The 19267-nt window shown below is 52.9% G+C and carries 19 protein-coding genes; 16 read left to right on the top strand and 3 right to left on the bottom strand.

Features of this window, described 5'->3' with window-relative positions; all coding sequences use genetic code 11:
* Positions 1 to 84 precede the first annotated feature (84 nt).
* From NQU17_09195 to NQU17_09160, 8 genes are all read left to right on the top strand, one after another.
* Positions 85 to 513 carry an ATP-binding cassette domain-containing protein gene (locus tag NQU17_09195; protein ID UUM13495.1) on the top strand — a complete coding sequence of 143 codons (429 nt, stop codon included), beginning with the start codon at positions 85 to 87 and terminating at the stop codon, positions 511 to 513.
* A 489-nt stretch (positions 514 to 1002) separates the two neighbouring features.
* Positions 1003 to 2430 (top strand): bifunctional class I SAM-dependent methyltransferase/GNAT family N-acetyltransferase, encoded by a 1428-nt coding sequence (locus tag NQU17_09190; GenBank protein ID UUM10839.1) that lies wholly within the window; start codon positions 1003 to 1005, stop codon positions 2428 to 2430.
* Positions 2427 to 3431, top strand: a complete 1005-nt coding sequence (locus NQU17_09185) for a glycosyltransferase family 4 protein (GenBank protein ID UUM10838.1) — start codon at positions 2427 to 2429, stop codon at positions 3429 to 3431. The genes NQU17_09190 and NQU17_09185 overlap by 4 nt, the downstream gene beginning before the upstream one ends.
* Before the next feature lie 234 nt (positions 3432 to 3665).
* Positions 3666 to 5270 carry a gamma-glutamyltransferase family protein gene (locus tag NQU17_09180; GenBank protein UUM10837.1) on the top strand — a complete coding sequence of 535 codons (1605 nt, stop codon included), beginning with the start codon at positions 3666 to 3668 and terminating at the stop codon, positions 5268 to 5270.
* An 8-nt stretch (positions 5271 to 5278) separates the two neighbouring features.
* Positions 5279 to 5842, top strand: coding sequence for a chromate transporter (locus tag NQU17_09175; GenBank protein UUM10836.1), 564 nt, complete (start codon positions 5279 to 5281; stop codon positions 5840 to 5842).
* On the top strand, positions 5843 to 6412 hold the full coding sequence (locus tag NQU17_09170; GenBank protein ID UUM10835.1) for a chromate transporter: 570 nt from the start codon (positions 5843 to 5845) through the stop codon (positions 6410 to 6412). It abuts the gene before it with no gap.
* Complete coding sequence (locus NQU17_09165; GenBank protein ID UUM10834.1) at positions 6412 to 7332, top strand: metallophosphoesterase; 921 nt, start codon at positions 6412 to 6414, stop codon at positions 7330 to 7332. Before NQU17_09170 ends, NQU17_09165 begins: the two co-directional genes overlap by 1 nt.
* Before the next feature lie 89 nt (positions 7333 to 7421).
* Positions 7422 to 8636: a pyridoxal phosphate-dependent aminotransferase gene (locus tag NQU17_09160; protein UUM10833.1), complete on the top strand. Its 1215-nt coding sequence runs from the start codon at positions 7422 to 7424 to the stop codon at positions 8634 to 8636.
* A 345-nt stretch (positions 8637 to 8981) separates the two neighbouring features.
* Here NQU17_09160 and NQU17_09155 read toward each other — a convergent pair whose 3' ends face one another.
* A complete protein-coding gene (locus NQU17_09155; GenBank protein UUM10832.1) occupies positions 8982 to 9950 on the bottom strand; it encodes a linear amide C-N hydrolase in 969 nt (322 codons plus the stop codon).
* Between the two features lie 209 nt (positions 9951 to 10159).
* Between NQU17_09155 and NQU17_09150 the strand changes: the two genes are divergently transcribed.
* Positions 10160 to 10540, top strand: a complete 381-nt coding sequence (locus NQU17_09150) for an iron chaperone (protein ID UUM10831.1) — start codon at positions 10160 to 10162, stop codon at positions 10538 to 10540.
* A gap of 333 nt (positions 10541 to 10873) precedes the next feature.
* The gene (locus NQU17_09145) at positions 10874 to 12658 is read left to right on the top strand and encodes an ABC transporter ATP-binding protein/permease (GenBank protein ID UUM10830.1); all 1785 of its coding nucleotides are present in this window, start codon (positions 10874 to 10876) and stop codon (positions 12656 to 12658) included.
* Between the two features lie 176 nt (positions 12659 to 12834).
* On the opposite strand, the gene NQU17_09140 is transcribed toward NQU17_09145, so the two are convergent.
* Entirely contained in the window at positions 12835 to 13356 is a 522-nt protein-coding gene (locus NQU17_09140) for an ECF transporter S component (protein ID UUM10829.1), read from the bottom strand.
* 341 nt (positions 13357 to 13697) lie between these two features.
* Between NQU17_09140 and NQU17_09135 the strand changes: the two genes are divergently transcribed.
* Positions 13698 to 14495 (top strand): hypothetical protein, encoded by a 798-nt coding sequence (locus tag NQU17_09135; GenBank protein UUM10828.1) that lies wholly within the window; start codon positions 13698 to 13700, stop codon positions 14493 to 14495.
* A gap of 56 nt (positions 14496 to 14551) precedes the next feature.
* Here the strand turns inward: NQU17_09135 and NQU17_09130 are convergent, their stop codons facing one another.
* The gene (locus tag NQU17_09130) at positions 14552 to 14731 is read right to left on the bottom strand and encodes a hypothetical protein (protein ID UUM10827.1); all 180 of its coding nucleotides are present in this window, start codon (positions 14729 to 14731) and stop codon (positions 14552 to 14554) included.
* 93 nt (positions 14732 to 14824) lie between these two features.
* On the opposite strand from NQU17_09130, the gene NQU17_09125 reads away from it, so the two are divergent.
* The 5 genes from NQU17_09125 to NQU17_09105 are packed head-to-tail and all read left to right on the top strand — an operon-like array spanning position 14825 to position 19118.
* Positions 14825 to 15364, top strand: a complete 540-nt coding sequence (locus tag NQU17_09125; protein UUM10826.1) for an XRE family transcriptional regulator — start codon at positions 14825 to 14827, stop codon at positions 15362 to 15364.
* Between the two features lie 21 nt (positions 15365 to 15385).
* The gene (locus NQU17_09120; GenBank protein UUM10825.1) at positions 15386 to 16444 is read left to right on the top strand and encodes an ABC transporter ATP-binding protein; all 1059 of its coding nucleotides are present in this window, start codon (positions 15386 to 15388) and stop codon (positions 16442 to 16444) included.
* Positions 16431 to 17294 (top strand): ABC transporter permease, encoded by an 864-nt coding sequence (locus NQU17_09115; protein ID UUM10824.1) that lies wholly within the window; start codon positions 16431 to 16433, stop codon positions 17292 to 17294. Before NQU17_09120 ends, NQU17_09115 begins: the two co-directional genes overlap by 14 nt.
* Positions 17287 to 18060, top strand: a complete 774-nt coding sequence (locus tag NQU17_09110) for an ABC transporter permease (protein UUM10823.1) — start codon at positions 17287 to 17289, stop codon at positions 18058 to 18060. The genes NQU17_09115 and NQU17_09110 overlap by 8 nt, the downstream gene beginning before the upstream one ends.
* Complete coding sequence (locus NQU17_09105; GenBank protein ID UUM10822.1) at positions 18057 to 19118, top strand: ABC transporter substrate-binding protein; 1062 nt, start codon at positions 18057 to 18059, stop codon at positions 19116 to 19118. The genes NQU17_09110 and NQU17_09105 overlap by 4 nt, the downstream gene beginning before the upstream one ends.
* Positions 19119 to 19267 lie beyond the last annotated feature (149 nt).

Raw genomic sequence — 19267 nt, 5'->3', positions numbered from 1 at the left:
AAAAAAAATAGAATTTCACAAAAGAATGTGTTTGCAAAATAAAGTATCTATTATCATAATTACATTTAGAATATCGGCTTGTTTGTGAATGAACCAGCCTATATCGAATACTATAACGGCTTCACCAACTTGAAAATGCTGGCTCAGATCCAGAGCAAAATATCAGATGTGCAGATCCGAGAAGCAATGCAGGCGATCGGGCTCGATCCGGATGATAAAACTATGGTCAAGAACTATTCTTCCGGAATGAAGCAAAAACTTGGGATCGTCCAGGCAGTGATGGAGAACCAGCAGATAATCCTCCTGGATGAACCCTTCAACGCCCTCGATTATGAAACGAATCTTGTTGTAACGAAGCTGATTCGATCACAAAAGGATAAGAAGCGAACGATCATTCTTACTTCTCATCAACACCAGTATTTACAGCAGTTTTGTGACCGCATCCTGATGATCCAGAATAACAGTCTGGTGCCATTCGATGAGGAACGGCAGGAAGCCTATTTTAAGATATAATGTCCGCTAAGATCCTGAACATACGATCCCTGAAGGAGTTATCGCCTGGTCGGCATAACTCCTTCAGGTTTTTTTGTCCCAGATCATATGTTATGCAAAGGTATCTTATTGTCCTGAATCACCTCTGGGGGGTTGGTTCTGGTATCAGAATGTGAATCAACTAATGAGGAAGATATAAATCCAGCGTGGGGAGTCAGGCAATCCAGCCAACTCTGAAGACTGAGGATAGGATGGAATTTCTCGATGTCGGTTCGTGTCCAGCTGAAATTTAGATGTGGGACATTTTTTCATAAAACTACCGCAGGTTGCTTAAACTGATGTTTAAGCGGCAGTTCATGTTGACATTCCGGCTCAAGCCCGCAGGTCCTTTTATGATATTTGGTCAGTGCCAGCGAGGCTGAGGAGGTGACTGAACAGTAAAAATGACCTGGGATCACTCTAATCCCATTTATTTTATGATTTCTTAATGATTGGTAGGGTAAAATAGTGATGAGTGCAAGACAGGCTGAGACATGCGGCATCAGCCTGCGAGAGGAGAAGAACATGGCAAAGTGGCCTGGCAATATCCAAGATCTCAAGGAGACGGGGGATCTGAAAGAACAGATATCCGGAATCTATGACCTGTTTCATGAAGAGGAGCGATTTCGGTCCAAGGCAGGACAGGTCGAGTTTCTGACCACGGTCGGAGCAGTTGAGTCAGTGCTGAAGCCAGGAATGGCGCTGCTGGACATCGGAGCGGGAACCGGTGCCTATTCCCGGAAGTTTGCCCGACAGGGCATCCGAGTCACCGCGGTTGAACTTGCCCGGCGCAATATCCAACAGTTCCGTGAACTGACCGATCCGAATCTGGCGATTCATCTGATGGAGGGCAATGCGCTGGATCTGTCGTGCCTTCCGGCTGAAAGCTTTGACGTAGTTCTTCTGCTGGGTCCGCTGTACCATCTGTCTGACCACCGGGATCGGCTGCGCGCCGTGATGGAAGCCCGACGGGTGCTTAAGCCGGACGGAACGATCTTCTGCGCCTTCATCAACCATGACATGGTGCCCATGACAGAAACAGTGCATAATCCACAATGGTTTGCTCAATCCACCTATGATCCCGCCCGGCAGCGAGTGGCGGATTTTCCCTTTGTCTTTCATACCCTGGAAGAAGGGAAGGATCTGATCGAAAGCTGTGATCTGTCCATCCGTCGAATCCTTGCCAGTGACGGATTTTCCGAGCTGCTGGCCCCTTCGGTCAATGCCATGGGGACAGAAGCCTATGAGAATTACCTGCAGTGGCACCTGACGCATTGCGAGTCCTCGTCCCTGGTTTCAGCCACGAATCATTTCCTGTTTCAGGCCACTCAGGATCGATCCATTGACATCAAGTACCCGGAGGAGCCAGAAGTGGCGGCTGATCTGGCGGAATTCTGCGCCAAATCCGTCCGGTTCGATGATTTTATTCGGATAGAGCTGAAATCCGGCATGCTTTCCCTGCGCCTGACACGGGTCAGTCCGGCGATGCCGGATAAGGGCTGGGTTCCAGCTTATTATTTTGATATTTGTCTGGGCGATGAAGTCATCGGCAGCATGGATCTGCGGATTGGGTACCACGAGAACCTGTTTTATGGCGGCAACATCGGTTATTCCATTCTTCCCGCGTACCGCGGACATGGCTACGCGGCTGAGGCCTGCCGCCTTCTGATTCCGTTGGCCAAAGCTCATGACATGGAGTCCCTGGCGATCTCCAATGAACTGCGCAATCATGCCTCAATGCGGGTCTGTCAGAAGCTAGGCGCACAGTACCTCCGAACCGTCGCGCTGCCGGAATCGTTCCGCATCAGCAGCGAGATGCCCCAATACTATGAAAATCAGTACCGCTGGCAGCTGACAGAAGCAACAGCCCCGCTGGATGCTGAAAAGGAGAAAGAATGAAATTACTGATGTATGACCAGAATCTTCAGGTCATGAAGAAATCGGGCATATACCGTGCCTTCCAGAATCAGACCGCGGTGCTGGAACAGCTGGGAATCCCCTATACAACGAATCCGGCGGAGGACTGGGATATTGTTCAGCTCAACACCTTTCTGCCAAATTTTTACTTTATGGCCAAACGCGCCCGTCGGATGGGGAAAAAAGTGGTCTATTATGCCCATTCCACCCGGGAGGACTTTGAGAATTCCTTTGTGGGTTCGAATCTTCTGGCACCGGTGTTTCAATGGTGGATTACACAGTGCTACAGCACCGGCGATGTTGTGATCACCCCCACAGATTATTCCGCGGACCTGCTGTCGGTTTACGGCATTAAGGCGCCCATCGTACCGATCTCCAATGGAATCGACCTGGCTCAGTATCATAGGGATCCCGCGGCAGCGGCTAAATTCAGGGAACGCTTCGGCTACGGGCCGCAGGACAAAGTGATCCTGGGCATTGGCCATTACATCGAACGCAAAGGCATCCAGGATTTCATCGAGCTGGCCCGGCTGCGTCCTGACTTTCAGTTCATCTGGCTGGGACATACCGATCCCTCCCTGCTGACGCCGGCCATGCGCTCACTACTGAAAAAAATCCCTTCGAATATGAAACTTCCGGGTTACATCGATCACGAGGACCTGAAAGGAGCATATCTGGGCAGTGATGTGTTTTTCATGCCTACCTACGAAGAAACGGAAGGCCTGACACTGTTGGAAGCCCTGGCGCTGAATGTGCCGGTGCTGGTGCGCGACATCCCCATTTACTCGAAATGGCTCAGGGAGAATGTCGATGTCTACAAGGGCAGGACCAATGCCGAATTTCTGAAGACTCTGGACCGCATGCTGTACCAGACCCTGCCGGATCTGACGGACAGCGGTTATGAGAAGGTGCGCGAGCGCAGCCTGGACCGTACAGCTCAAAAACTCAAGGATGTGTATGAATCCCTCATGAGAAAAGACTGATCCCTGGAGCGTTCCAGCGGACTCACAACCTGGTTGGGTGCAAAATCCTAGATGCGGCAATGCGTTCCGGGTAAAAATGCTATAATGAAGGAGTGCCTTCCGGTGGGAACGGCACTCCTTGTGTTTGCTGGGACTGCCGCCGGATGAACGGTGGTCTGTTATCGGCAAACTGAACTTTTTTGATCACATGAGCGATCAGACCGAGATCCGGTCTGGTTCTGTTTGGAGGAACCTATGTTTTTTGATCCCAATCATCAGCCATTTCCCTCAGAGCGCCTGACAATCGGCGCAGCCAACGGGGTAGTAGCCACTGGCAACGCTCTGGCGTCCCAGGCCGGTCTGGATACCCTGAAACGGGGCGGTAATGCCGTGGACGCAGCCATAGCAACCGCAGCCTGTCTGACGGTAGTCGAACCAACCGCCAACGGCATCGGCGGCGACAATTTTGCCCTGGTCTGGATGAAGGGCGAGCTCTATGGAATGAATTCCAACGGACCTTCTCCGCAGGCCATTTCATTGGATGAAGTTCGGAAACATCACAGTGCCATGCCCTCTCAGGGCTGGATTCCGGTGAATGTTCCGGGCGCGCCTCAGGGCTGGGTCAGCCTGTCCCGGCGTTTTGGCAGGCTGTCTCTGGCCGAATGCCTGCAGCCGGCCATTGAGTATGCCCGCAACGGGTTCCCCGTGGCCGCTCTCACCAGCAAGCTCTGGTCCAGGGCAGTGGATAAATACAGCGAAACCTGGCAAGGCAAGCCGGAGTTTGAGGAATGGTTTGCCACCTTTACGATCAATGGCCGGGCACCGCAACCGTTTGAAATCATGCGCCTGCCGCATCACGCCAGAACCCTGGAACTGATCGGAAACACCATGGGGGAGGCGTTCTATCAGGGAGAACTGGCTGACCGCATCGAACAGGATGCCATTGCCCATGGCGGATATCTGAGAAAAAGCGATCTGGCGGCCTTCCAAAGCCAGTGGGTAACCCCATTGAAGACCAGCTACCGCGGCCTGGAAGTGGTCGAGCTGCCGCCCAGCGGCCAGGGCATCGTGGCCCTGATGGCGCTGAATATCTTTAAACATCGGGAAGTGACTGAGCGAAGCTCCGATTATTACCACACCATGTTTGAAGCCATGAAGATGGCTTTTGCGGACGGCATGCACCATGTCACCGATCCCGCCCACATGGCCGTTGATCCGGCGGCGCTGCTGGCCGAGTCTTACGGCCGGAAGCGATTTGATCAGATCTCGGATCAGGCCGAACTTCACAGCCCGGACGATCCGTTTGCCGGTGGAACCGTCTATCTGGCCTGCGCCGACAAGGACGGGAACATGGTATCGATGATTCAGTCCAACTACATGGGCTTTGGCAGCGGCATTGTGGTCAAGGATACCGGAATCGCGCTTCATAACCGCGGCGCGGACTTTAAACTGGATGAGACCCATATCAACTGCCTGGCTCCCGGCAAAAAGACCTATCACACCATCATTCCGGGCATGCTGCTCCGGGACGGCGCCTGCTGCGGAGTGTTTGGCGTGATGGGTGCCTATATGCAGCCGCAGGGTCACTTCCAGGTGGTATCCAATCTGGCCGATTTCCACCTCAATCCTCAGATGGCGCTGGACGCGCCCCGTTGGCAGTGGATTCGGGAAAAAACCTTCCTGGTGGAAGAAGGCTTTGATCCCAAGATTATCCGGGAACTGGAAGCTCGGGGCCACGAGATCAAAATTGAACCGGACCGGACCCATTTCGGACGAGGCCAGGTGATTCTGAAGCTGGACAACGGCGTTTACGCAGCCGGAACCGAATCCAGAACCGACAGCAACCTGGCTGTCTATTAGGGGGCATGATGAAACAAAGTATATCCTTGCACGAAATATTTCTGACCTTCTTTAAGATCAACGCAGTGACCTTTGGCGGCGGCTATACCATCGTTCCCGTGATTCGCGATGAATTCGTCAAGAAGAAAGGCCTCATCGACGAGGAAGAGATGCTCAGTCTGGTCGCTCTGGCTCAATCCGGACCCGGCGCCATGGCCATCAGCACTTCTCTTCTGACCGGCTACCGGCTCCGGGGCTGGAAGGGAGCGGTCACGGCGTTGCTTGCCTCGGTGCTGCCCTGCCTGATCCTGATCACCATCATCTTTTATTTTTACGAAGCCTTCTCGAAAAATTTCTGGGTAAAGTCGGCTCTGCTGGGCATGGGCGGCGTCATCAGCGCCGTGCTGGTTCTCACGGTCTATGACATGGGCAAGGCGGCGATGCGAAAGCACCGGCTGTTTGCCTTGATTCTCATGGTATCGGCTTTCCTGGCCAGCTTTGCATTCCACATTCATACTGTTCTGATCATTCTGGCCCTGGCCCTGATCGGACTGGCAACCTTCAGTATTCTGGACGAAGGGCAGGTGAGATAAATGCTGCTGCTTGAATTATTTCTGGTGTTTGTCCAGATCGGTGCCTTTGCCTTTGGCGGCGGCTATGCTGTTCTGCCCCTGATTCAGCGATTTGTGGTGGAGGAGAGAGGCTGGCTCTCGATGAAAGAGATGACGGACCTAGTTTCCATCTCTCAGATGACGCCCGGCCCCATCGCCATCAATTCGGCCACCTTCGTCGGAACCAAAGTTGCCGGTATCCCCGGTGCCATCGTGGCTACTCTGGGAAATGTCCTGCCGCAGTTTACTCTAATGATGATTCTGGCCTACTTCATCTTCCGTGACCGGAAGATTGCTTTCCTGGACCGGACGCTCAAGGGGCTCAAACCGGGCATCGTCGGACTGATCGCCATCGCGGCCCTCAGCATGTTTCGCAACTCGCTGTTCCAAAATGGCGTGGTCCAATGGTCAGCCCTGCATCCGGTGGCGGCCGCGGCCTTCGTCATTGGCTTCGGTCTGCGTCTGACCAAGCGATTCGATATGATTCAGCTGATTATTGTCGGTGCCCTGCTGGGCATCGCGGGAAATGTGCTGTACGCCGGATTGCCCTGATGAGGGTGGAAACCGGAACGCATCAGTCCGGAACGCATCAGTCCGGACTTCATGGACAAGCTGCTGACAACACCAGCCCCAGGGGTCGGCGAAAGATTGGGGTGATCGTTTTGGTGCTTGTGCTTGGCTGGCTGTGGTGGGACAACAGCCGAATCACCGTCCGGGCCGTCGATGTGAGCAGCAGCCGATTGCCACAGACTTTCCAGGGGTTTCGGCTGGCCCAGGTGTCCGACCTGCACAGCCGGGACTGGAAGGGGAGGCTGATTGAACGGTTGACGCGGGAACAGCCCAACCTGATTCTGATCACCGGAGATCTGATTGATTCAAAGCACCCGAATCTGCCACTTGTCCTGGAGTTTGTCCGGCAGGCGCAGACCATCGCCCCGGTCTATTTTGTCAGCGGCAATCATGAAGTCTGGAGCGGGCAGTACGAGGAACTGAAACGGGAGCTTCAAGCGCTGGGGGTCGGGATCCTGGATAATGAATCAAACCGAATAACTCGTTCCGGCAGTTCATTGACTCTGCTGGGACTTCCGGATCCGGAGCTGACCCAGGGACGGGACTTTACTGATGAGGCGTCTGATCCGATCGATCGTCAGCTTCAGGCGCTGGTCCATCCGGAGGACTTTCAGATTCTGCTGGCTCACCGTCCGGAATTCACAGAGTATTATGCCGCCGCCGGCATCGACCTGGTGCTGTCGGGACACGCCCATGGCGGTCAGTTCCGGCTGCCCCTCCTGGGCGGACTCTATGCCCCGGGGCAGGGCTATTTTCCCAAATATACCGCCGGGCTGCACCGCCTCGGCCATACTTCACTCGTCATCAGCCGGGGGCTTGGCAACAGTGTCATTCCGGTTCGGCTGTTCAATCCACCGGAGCTTGTCATGATCCGTCTGCTGCGCACATCAGGATCAGACTAAGCTCTTTGCCGTCACTTGTTCAGCTTGGTCAGCGGTTGACTGAACTGGATGAACTGCTGTTTGTTCGGGAATATCCAACAGGAGGTACGATGAATCAGGTTAACTTTGACGAAATCATTCCAAGAGAAGGGACCAACTCCATCAATTATGAAGGGTATGAGGGCTGGCTGATTCCGGCGGGCGAAACACTGCCCTATGAACCGGATGAGATCATCCGGATGTGGGTAGCGGATATGGACTTCGCTGTCCCTCAGGCGGTCATCGATGCATTGCATGCCCGGATTGACCAAAGGATTTTTGGCTATACCGGATTGTTTGACCCGGGCTATCTGGATGCATTCCTGAACTGGTGCCAGGAGAAGTATCACTGGACCGTGCCCAGAGAACAGATCGTGACCTCGCCGGGCATTGTGCCGGCGTTATTTGATCTGGTGGATCTCATGACCCTCCCGGGGGAGAAGGTTCTGATTCTGACCCCATCCTATGCTCCCTTCCAGAAGGCATCCCAGCATCACAACCGGGAGGTCATCTGTTCGCCGCTCCAAAATGTGGAGGGAGAGTTTTTCATGGACTGGGAGGATCTGAGAGCCAAAGCCAGGGATCCCAGGACTAGCCTGTGCATCTTCTGCAACCCGCATAATCCCACGGGACGGGTCTGGCAGGAGGAGGAGCTGAAGGAGTTTGCCCGGCTGATGCGAGAAGAAAACATGTGGGTCATTTCAGATGAGATCCACTGTGACCTGCTGCGCACCGGACTGCGTCACATTCCTCTGGCCAACGTGATGGGCGAGTATACTCGCCTGGTCACTTGCATGGCTCCGTCAAAAACCTTCAATCTGGCAGGCTTTATGATCTCCAATCTGGTTATTCCGGATCCACAATTGAGAGAGGCCTGGCAGAAACGAAGCATTCTGGGAGAAAACCCCCTCAGTCTGACGGCGGCACAGTCAGCCTGGCAGCATGGGCAGGAATGGCTGGAACAGCTGAAAGCATACCTGGATGACAATTTTGAATTTCTGAAGGGTTTTCTGGATCGGCACCTGCCGGAGACCCGGTATCGGATCCCGCAGGCTACGTACCTGGCCTGGGTGGACTTTTCAGCCTATCTGTCACCTGATATTGAATCGCCTCAGCTCTTCTTTGCCAAAGAGGCCGGAGTCATCCTGGAAGACGGCAGCATGTTCGTAGGCAACGGTGAAGGTCATGTCCGCCTGAATCTGGCCTGTCCCCGGTCTGTCCTGGCCGAGGGACTTGAACGAATCCGGCAGGCTCTTTTGCCGGTAGCAGTTCCGATGAAGGATTGATCCGAAGACACCGAGTATACGCTCTCGTGAGATCGGCCAAACGCCAAAGCGCGAGAGGGTTCGAACCCGTAGAATAAAAAAATACTGATGGAACAGCTCAAAAGACACCAGTTCGGGGCAGAACATCCTGCCGGAACTGGTGTCTTTTGATTCAGGTGAAACAGCGAGTGAAAGTTCGGATATGAATCAAGACTGATCCTTGGGAACTGATCAGGGATCATTATAACCAGATCCGTTTCCTCATCCGGCGTCTCTGCTGTCTGGCATGCATCGGTGACCAGAGACAGGGCATTCGTAATGCTTGATGGGAGGAATGGAGGAAATGGCTTAGAGAGAGAAGCCTGGTTATTGCGATGTCAGGTCGGAGGGTGTGACAGAGTCTTGGGGGAACAGGCAGTCCAGCGTCAGCTGACGGGGGACGGGAATGAAAGTCCTGTCCTTGAGGTGAGCCAGGTCATCCAGGCGCAGGGCGTAGACCCGGGGATTCATGTGACTGCGCACGGTCAGCAGCCGGCTGGTCGCGTCATAGGCACTGATGTAGCGGGTAAAGGTATAGTCGTAGCGGGTTTTGGTAAATGCTTCCGGAATCTTGAGGGCTTCCAGGATGGAGTAAGCATTTTCCAAAGCCTGCGTGCAGGTTTTGGCATCGGCGATGTGCTGATTGAGGTAATAGGCTTTGATGAACCGGGATACGGGATCATAACCGCCCGGCAGATCCTTGGCCGGGTGGAACTCCCGCCCGTTTTTCTGAAAGGTTTTTTCCAGGGCTCGGGCATGGTGATCCAGTGAGGGGGAATTGGTCATAACCCGATAGGGATTGGGCAGGGCTTTCAGTTCCTGGTTCTGCGGTTCAATTAAAAGGGTGTCTCCGCTGGCGTCCGAAAAGTAATAATGAAAATCAGGTGAAATGACCTTATTGCCCTGATGATCCCGTTTGGAAATGTGGAGGTTCGGGAGGTCCGCAGCCAGTTCCCGGCATGTCCGGTAATTGGCCAGGGCATAGTTGAAAAAGTCCAGGGCGGACAGATTGATTTTTCCCGGACTGACCTTGGCGCTGTAGAGGTTCATCTGAAGAAACATGTTGGTGCAGCCCATCAGGCCGTGTTCGTTGACGCCGTCTTTGAGCGGGTTCATTTTTCGAAAGCACATGCCCAGCATGCGGTATCTGCTCTTCAGAGGATTCCCGTAGAGATCACGGCCATATTCATAGTCGGCCGGCAGATAGAGAATATGATAGTCAACTTCCATGTCCCAGTCCATGTTCCGACCAAGAACTGTTCCGCCTTCATAATCGATCTGGATGGTGGTACACATATCTTAATCCTTTCTTGTGGAATTCGTATTATGAAATGTCTTTTCCAGTTCATTATATCAAAAGAAGCAAGGCAGGATTTTCTCTGACTGCGCAGCGTGACGGCCGGAGCTGGTCTGACACGGGGTCTCTTTTAACATTTTGTATCAGGACCCCCTGAACTGTCCCGGTATGGTAGAATACGACAAACAGCATCAAGGGGTGAGGATGAATGGAACGTCTGGAAGACTTTCTGGATACCATAGAGAACGAGGAACACAAGAAAAGAACAGCCGAAATGATTGATTGGATCCGCCGGACCTTTCCGGAGCTGGGCGAGCGAATTGCCTGGAGCAATCCGGCCTTCACGCATCACGGCACCTTTATTCTGTCCCTGAGTCTGTTCAAGTCGCATATGAGCTTCAGCCCCGAACAGGCGGGGATTGAACGCTTCGCCCGACAGCTGGAGGCGGCTGGTTATGAGTATGGCAAAATGACATTCCGCCTGCCTTGGAATCTGCCGGTGAACTATGATCTGCTCCGGGAAATCATCGCATTCAATCTCGAAGATAAGAAAGATATTAAGACTTACTGGCGTAAGCCGGAAGATTAGTCGGACATTGACCCCATCAACCAGGCTCCCGCCGCAGTGGCAGGAGTCTTTTCTGATTGACGGATTTCTTGCGGGAACACAGGCATCTCAGGTGCTTCAGGTGCTTCAGGTGCTTCGGGTACTTCGGGTACTTCGGGAACTTCGGGTGCTTCGGGAGCTTCGGGATCTTCGGGCAATCCAGCCAAAAGTAAGGTTATGTCGAAAAGGCGGTTCCTGAGTGGTGTTTGTGTTTTGACGATGAGAAGTGACAGTTTCGAATCGTGTATCTGTTTTCGGAAAGTCCGGGGGAATATAATGGTTATGGAAAAGTTTACTATTACGGAGGGGATCCGATTGCAGATCGATTCATCAGAATCCCATGTTTCCTTTGCCCGGGAGCTGAAAGCTCAGTTCTACCGGGGCAATCGAGCCGCATTTTTCATGTCTCTTGCCACGACGGTCATCCTGTCGCTGGTCAATCTTTTTGTATCCTATCTCATGCAGGTCATTATTGACATTGTTTCAGGAACCGAGACCCGATGGAATCTGATGCAGGTAACCGTTATGGTTGCGATCACGCTGGGGGTGCTCGTTGCTTCCTTATTGATCGAGCGGCAGGTATTTCCAAAATTCCTCAAGCAGGCGATGCAGCAGTACAAGGATCACGCCTTCACGGAAATAACCAAAAAGAATCTGCATTCCTTTCAATCGGAAAACAGTTCGACTTATCTGTCAGCATTTTCCAATGACATTGCATCCATCGAAACCAACTATCTGGGCAAGATTTTCAGCCTGGTGATGCAGATCATCATGTTTATTGGTGCGTTTGCGATGATGATCCTGTATCATCCGCTGCTGACATTGATCGCGTTTCTGCTCGCCGTTTTTCCGGTCCTGGCTTCCCTTGCCACAGGCAATCGGATGGCTCAGGCTGAACTTGCCGTATCAGAGCGCAACGCCAGTTTTGTCGGGTTGGTGAAGGATATCCTGGGCGGATTTTCCGTGATTAAGAGTTTTCGCGTCGAGAAGGAAATTCAAAGCAACTTTGCTGCCATCAATGAGAAAGTGGAGGAGGCCAAACGAACCCGCAAACAGGTGGAGATCCTGATTCAGCTGATTGGCTCGGTAGCAGGGATTGTGGCTCAGATCGGCGTCTTTCTGGCAGGAGCTTATCTGGCACTGACCGGACGCGGAGTAACTGCCGGCGTGGTCATTGTCTTCGTCCAGCTGATGAATTTCGTCATAACCCCCATCGCCCAGGTTCCTCAGATTCTGGCAAATCGAAAGGCCGCCAATGCGCTGATTGACAAGCTGGCCCGGGCAATTTCCACCAATTTCCGCGATGGCGGTGACCCCGTGGCACCCCGGCTGGATCAGGCCATTGAGCTGGATCGGATCAGTTTTGGCTATGAGGCGGATCATCGCATCTTGCACGACGTTTCCTGCCGGTTTGAATCCGGGAAAAGCTATGCCATTGTCGGGGCCTCCGGCAGCGGCAAGTCCACTCTGCTGAATCTCCTGATGGGATCCAGCGGCACCTATGAGGGTGAGATCCGGTTTGATCAAAAGGAACTGCGGAGCATCGAGACGGAATCACTTTACGGGATTGTTTCGATTATTCAGCAGAATGTTTTTATCTTTAATGACTCGATTCGGAACAATATTACGATGTATCACGAGTTTCCGGAAGAAAAGATCAATGCGGCGGTCAGAATGTCCGGTCTGGCCGACCTGATTCAGGAAAAAACCTGGGAATACCCCTGCGGGGAAAACGGCAGCGGCTTATCCGGCGGAGAACGCCAGCGTGTGTCCATTGCCCGCTGTCTGCTGCGGGAAACACCGGTTCTCCTGGTCGATGAGGCAACCGCTGCGCTGGATCCGGTGACATCCTTCGGGATCAGCAATTCCATCCTGGATCTCCAGGATCTCACTCGCATCGTGGTGACTCACGAGCTGGATGAACAGCTGCTCAGCCGGTATGATTCCATTCTGGTGCTGCGGCAGGGCCGCCTCGAGGAGGTCGGATCCTTTGCCGATCTCATGGCCAGCCGGCAGTACTTCTATTCGCTGTTCAACGTGGCACAAAATGCAGCGGATGAACCCCTGAAGAAGGACGAAATGCCAGTCCCTCACTCCTGAACAGGCCAAACGGCAGAATCCCGGGGTGTTTCCCGGGATTCTGCCGTTTTCAAATTCTGTCAGGAACCGATTCGCAGCGATGATGCTGCCTGACTGTCCAAAGTATGGAGAGTCAGAAATTGGATGGAGAGTCAGAAATTGCACTGAGAGTAAGAAAATCCACTGAGAGTCGCCAATCAGCTGGTTTGAAGCTCCCAGCGAAGGGCCCGCCGGATCAGGCGAATCAGAACCGGTACGAACACCAGCTGGAGGGCAATGCCCGGAAGACCATTCAAGAGGGCTGCGGTCAGGTAGGCCTGGGGCGACAGCTTGAGACCCATGAGCGGCTGCAACAGGTATACCGTAACAGCCAGAACGATTCTGCCCAGAATCATAGCGCCTGCCAAAGAGGGGAATATACGCCATTTTTTGGCTCGGAAGAAATATCCGGCAAACAAGCCATATGCACCAAGCTCGACCATCATGAAATACAGAATCGGTGGCTGCGGCATGGCGGTGAGCAACGAACTTAGAACGGGCGTGATCAGACCGATCAGAGTGGAATAGGGCCAGCCCAGAAGAAATCCGGAGATCAGAACCGGAAGGTGCATGGGCAGAAATACCGGGCCGGTTCCGCCCAGGAGATGAAAAATCTGGGGCAGCAGAATGCCGAAGGCCAGAAAAAGACCGGCAAATGTCAGTTTTTTTGTTGGAATCATAGAAATCTCCTTTTCGATTGAATACCACTTCTGATTGTAACGGCCAGGCTGATTTTTGACAATTCCATGTGAAAATCTGACTTTTGGGGATGCTGACAACAGCGTTTAAGCGTACAGATATTCCAAAGGCGACGAATAAAAATTCAATCGAGAACTGGCTCATTCGCAGGGGGAAACCTGCGGGGAGTGAAATTTACCGTGATTTAAGGGAAATGTGATGAATATTCTTTGATTTTCCAATGGTTTTATTGGATAATTAACCTTGGGCCAGTAACTGTCCTGTCATTTATCCCGAGTTGACTTATGACATAATAGCCTTATCACGAGAGGAGTCATTCAACATGAAAAAATATACAGCTATCATATTGTCCTGCCTGTTGACCTTATCAGTGACAGGCTGTGACGGGGCGCTCCGTCCTATTTTAAAATCAGGGAATCCCCCGGTCTCCACCGCCCAGACGGTTGCTGAAGAAGGACCGGACGCCAGGGAAGGAACAACCGCTCCTCTGGATATGCATCAGAAAACCGTTCCTGTTACAAACGCGATTGATCTGCCGGCCACTGCCGTTCAGACTACTACCGTTCTGACATCAGCGATCACCACCACGGCTGATCCGCTTACCTCGCCTCAGTCGCTGGTATCCCAGCCGACTCCTTCCGAAACCTCACCAGTCGAAACCAAGCCAGCTGAGACAACCCCGGATCCTTTGACCGGTGAAGTCAAAAGCAATCTTCCACTGGAACTGCAGGCGGAATTAAACAAGTCAAATAATGGGATGATCATCATCTACCATCCGGAGCAGTTTCCGGAAATCAAGGCCATTACCAAGTGGAACATCGTTGAGTACAACACCAATACCCAAATATTTCTGGTTCTGAAAAGCACCGGCAGCCGGGTTGAGATCTCCAAATCTCAGATGGTGGAAGATGAACGGGTTGTCATTCCCGGAGACGTGATCCGTGACTGGGAGACCACCTCGGACTTTGAGGTGATTCGGATCCTTTATACAGATCCCGAAACCATCCCCTTTAATTTCATTCGCGTGAAGGATGCCTCCGGCCGGGTTACGACTACGCCGCTCCACACCAGCATGCGGGATAACCCGGACTGGGAAGTGTTCCAGTACGACGAACCGTAATTCATACTCCTGCCTTCCGTGTCCGGTGCCGCTTAAGGTGCAGTGACCTGGCCGGCTCAGACAACTTCACGGACAACATAATAGATACCAAACAGGTGCTGTTCCCACCAGGGCAGCATCTTTTTTATTGCGCCAACCGTTCGGTCCTGCCCTTTCACCAGATAAAAGAAGGTGGGAATGCGGGGAATCAGATCCTGGAAGGATCCGGCGGATTCCTTTCGGCAATCCAGGTGCAAAGATGAATTTTTTGTGGAAGTCATTGAAACAGGCGACGGTTTTCGATAAGATTAGTTTGTTTAAAATATTAAACTTTTTGTATAGGAGAACCCATGGATATTGGTGAAAAGATTCGAAATATCCGTCGAAAGATGGGCTTGACCCAGGAAGAACTGGCGGAGCGGTCAGACCTGACCAAGGGATTCATCTCTCAGCTGGAGCGCGACAATACCAGCCCGTCGGTGGACACCTTGGAACTGATTGTCCGGGCCCTGGGGACGAACCTGGCTGAATTCTTCAGTGAGGCAGATTCGGAACCGGTGGTTTACCACCTGGCAGATGCCATTGCGATGCATGAAGATGACCTGGGTCATACGATGCATTTTCTGGTGCCAAACGCTCAAAAGCTGGATATGGAACCCATTCTGCTTGAGTTGGCGCCGCAGGGACGGTCCAAGATCTATCCGCCCTTCGAGGGACAGGCCTTCGGCTTTCTTCTGAACGGGGAAGTCACGCTGCACTTGTCCGATGCCACGTTTGATCTGACGGAACGTGACAGTTTTTACTTTGAGGCGGATCGCGCGTTTTTTGTTGAAAATACGGGGAAAGAAGGTGCCCAGCTGATCTGGGTTCTGTCCCCGCCAAACTTTTAATATGAGGGTATGAGGTGACAAATGGCAGTTCAAATTGAATTGAAAGACATTCGCAAAACCTATGGGGACCAGACGGTTCTTGAACATCTGAATCTTGAGATCCAGGAAGGGGAATTCATCACCCTGCTGGGTCCGTCCGGCTGCGGCAAAACCACAACCCTGCGCATCATCGGCGGGTTTGAAACCCCTGATCGCGGACAGGTTCTGTTCAACGGACAGGATATAACGCTTCTGCCGCCTCATTTGCGGCCGGTCAATACGCTATTCCAGCAGTACTCCCTGTTTCCTCATCTGAATGTCTATGAAAATGTGGCCTTTGGTCTGCGCATTCGCGGGACGAGAGAAGAGGACGTACGCCGTCAGGTGCAGGACATGCTGAAGCTGGTCGACCTGGGCGGGTATGAAAAACGCAAGGTGGACTCTCTATCCGGCGGCCAGAAGCAGCGCGTGGCCATGGCTCGGGCGCTGATTCTGAAGCCGGCGGTGTTCCTGCTGGATGAACCGCTGGGCGCTCTGGATCTGAAGCTGCGCAAGGAAATGCAGATCGAGCTGAAGCGCATCCAGAAAGAAGTCGGCATTACGTTTATTTTCGTAACCCACGACCAGGAGGAAGCTCTGACCTTGTCCGACCGCATCGTGGTCATGAATGAAGGGATCATTCAGCAGGTCGGAACCCCCATTGACATCTATAATGAGCCGATCAACGCCTATGTGGCAGACTTCATCGGGGAATCCAATATCCTGGAAGGCATCATGCACGCTGATTGTGACGTGACGTTTTCCGGACATCGGTTCCGCTGCGTCGACGAGGGCTTTGACAAGAATGAACCGGTAGATGTCGTCATTCGGCCGGAGGATGTGGAGCTGGTGGATCCAGCCGAAGGCATGCTGCGCGGCACCGTTCTCTCCAGTCTGTTCATGGGGGTCCATAACGAGATGCGGATCCAGACCAATCGGGAGATCTATCTGGCCCATTCCACCCTGCACCGGAACGTCGGAGAAGAAGTCGGCATCCGGATTATTCCCTTCAATATCCACATCATGCGCAAAGGGGAGGTCGAAGGAGATGAAAGCCTATAAGAAAACAGCGGCGCCGTATCTGGTCTGGGCTGGAGTCTTTGTGGTCATCTCGCTGTTCATGGTCTTTTATTTCGCGCTGACCACTGAGACCGGATCGTTCACGCTGTCCAACTTCAGCCGGATCTGGTCGGGCCGGACCGTTGGAACCATTTTCCGGTCACTGCGGATTGCGGCCTTGACAACGATCCTGTCTCTGATCATCGGGTATCCGTTTGCCTATATCGTGTCCTCCCTGAGAACCCGATTTCAGACGACAGCCATCATGCTCATCATGATCCCCATGTGGATGAACTTCCTGCTTCGAACCTATGCCTGGGTAACGATTCTTTCGAAAAACGGCATTCTCAACAGTCTGCTGGGCCGGCTTGGCATGGGACCGGCGGATCTGCTCTATACCGAAGGAGCGGTTATCCTGGGCATGGTTTATAACTTCCTGCCTTTTATGATTCTGCCAATTTACACCGCCCTGGAAAAAATGGATCAGGGTCTGATCGAGGCAGCTCAGGACCTGGGAAGCAATCGACTGCAGACATTCACCCGGGTCATCTTCCCGCTGTCGCTGCCAGGTGTTCTGTCCGGGGTTTCCATGGTCTTTATTCCCGCCATTTCAACCTTTGAGATTACCGCTCTGCTGGGCGGCAATAAAACCAACCTGATCGGCAACGTCATCGAGCAGCAGTTCACGGTCACCGGCGACTGGAACTATGGTTCGGCATTGTCGGTGATTCTTATGGTGTTCCTGGTGATTTCCCTGATTTTTACCAGAGAGGAAGATGTGCAGGATTCGGCGTCGCTCAAGCCGCTGACTGACCGGAGCCGCCTTGTCGGCGAGGAGGTGTCCCATGGCTAAATTCTGGCAGCGATGCTACCTGTTTGCGGTATTTGCCTTCCTGTACGCTCCCATCGTTGTTCTCATTGTCTTTTCCTTTAATGAAGGAAAGACCAGGGGAAGCTGGGACGGTTTCTCCCTGGTCTGGTATGAGGCTCTGTTTCAGGATGAGGAGGTTCTGTCCGCCGTGCGCAACACCTTTACGGTGGCCATTGTGACTACGGCAGTCTCCACCACCGTCGGAACCCTGGGTGCCATTGGATTGTCACAATATCTGTTTAAGACCCGGCGACGGATTCTGGCGCTTAACCAGGTGCCGATCATCAACCCGGATATTGTCATGGCTGTGGGACTTATGGTGCTCTACCGGAGCCTGAACCTGGACTTTGGCCTTTTGACCCTGACCCTGGCCCACATTGCCTTTACCGTGCCCTATGTGGTTTTATCGGTGCTGCCCAAGCTCAAGCAGATGCCGGCAGCTCTGCCGGAAGCGGCCATGGATCTGGGGGCGACTCCCTGGCAGACCCTGTGGCGGGTTGTGATACCTCAGATTCGCCCGGGGATCATTACCGGCGCGCTCATCGCGTTTACTCTGTCAATTGACGATTTCGTCATTTCCTTCTTTACCACCGGCAATGGGGTGGAAACCGTCTCGACGATGGTCTTCTCCATGGCCCGGCGAGGCATCAACCCGGTCATCAACGCGCTGTCAACCTTAATGTTCGTCATGATGCTGGGGCTTTTGGTAATTACTTATCTCAAGACGGATCGGGAGGATACGCCATGAAGCCAAAAATGAAATGGACCCAGCTGGTCGCCCTGCTGCTTCTGGCGTTTCTGCTCTTGCCGCTTCTGCTGGGCTGCACCCCGGATGAAACGGACGGAGCGACCCTCAATGTCTACAACTGGGGTGAATACATCGATAAGGACCTTTTGGCCAAGTTCGAGGAGGAAACCGGCATTCACGTCGTGTATTCCACGTTCAATACCAACGAGGATCTGTATGTCAAACTGAAGAACGGCGTATCCAATTATGATGTGGTGATGCCTTCTGACTATATGATCGAAAAGATGATGAAGGAGGGCATGCTGCGCCCCATTGACTGGGATCATGTGCCCAACATGAAGTATGTGGACCCTGAATTTTTAAATCATTCCTATGATCCGGATCAGAAGTATTCCGCGCCCTATTTCTGGGGAACGCTGGGCATTGTCTATAACACGGAGCTGGTTGATGAAGAAGTCACCTCCTGGGATATCCTGTGGGATGAAAAATACGCCAGGGAAATCATCATGCTCGATTCCAGCCGGGATTCGTTGGGCATTGCCCTGAAGCGCCTGGGTTATTCCATGAATTCCACCGATGAGGCTCAGCTGGCCCAGGCGGAGGAACTGCTGATCGAACAGTATCCGCTGGTATATGCCTATCTGGTCGACCAGACCAAGGACATCATGAAGAATGGCGAAGCCGCCCTGGCCGTCATGTATTCCGGGGATGCCGTTGATGCTCTTTCGGAGAACGAAAACCTGGCCTATGCAGTCCCGGAAGAAGGGTCCAACCTGTGGTTTGACTCCATGGTCATTCCCAAATCCTCCAGAAACCCGGAACAGGCCGAAGCGTTCATCAATTTCATGCTGGAACCGGAGAATGCGGCCCAGAATGCGGAATACGTATGGTATTCCCTGCCCAGCTCCGCGGCCATTGAACTGCTGTCGGAAGACCTGAAGGACAGTGAAGTCGCCTACCCGGACAAGTCCATTCTCGACAACCTGGAAGTGTTCCGGGATCCGGGTGCCTTTGTCAAAAAATACGATGACATCTGGCAGAACGTCAAGAATCATTGATGCGAAGAATTGCTTTCCTCAGTGAAGTGAATTGATGTGAACTGAACTGAACTGAACTGAATTCAGGGCAGAGGTCCTGCTTAAGAGAGATGGCTGTTCTGCATCGAGGGCTGTTCTGCTTCGGAGTGATCGAGAATCCCATCAGACAG

This window comes from Clostridiaceae bacterium HFYG-1003 (genome assembly GCA_024579835.1).
Lineage (GTDB): Bacteria > Bacillota > Clostridia > Clostridiales > Clostridiaceae > JG1575.
Note: the sequence above shows the minus strand (reverse complement) of the source record. Positions and strands in the feature narration are given on the sequence as shown.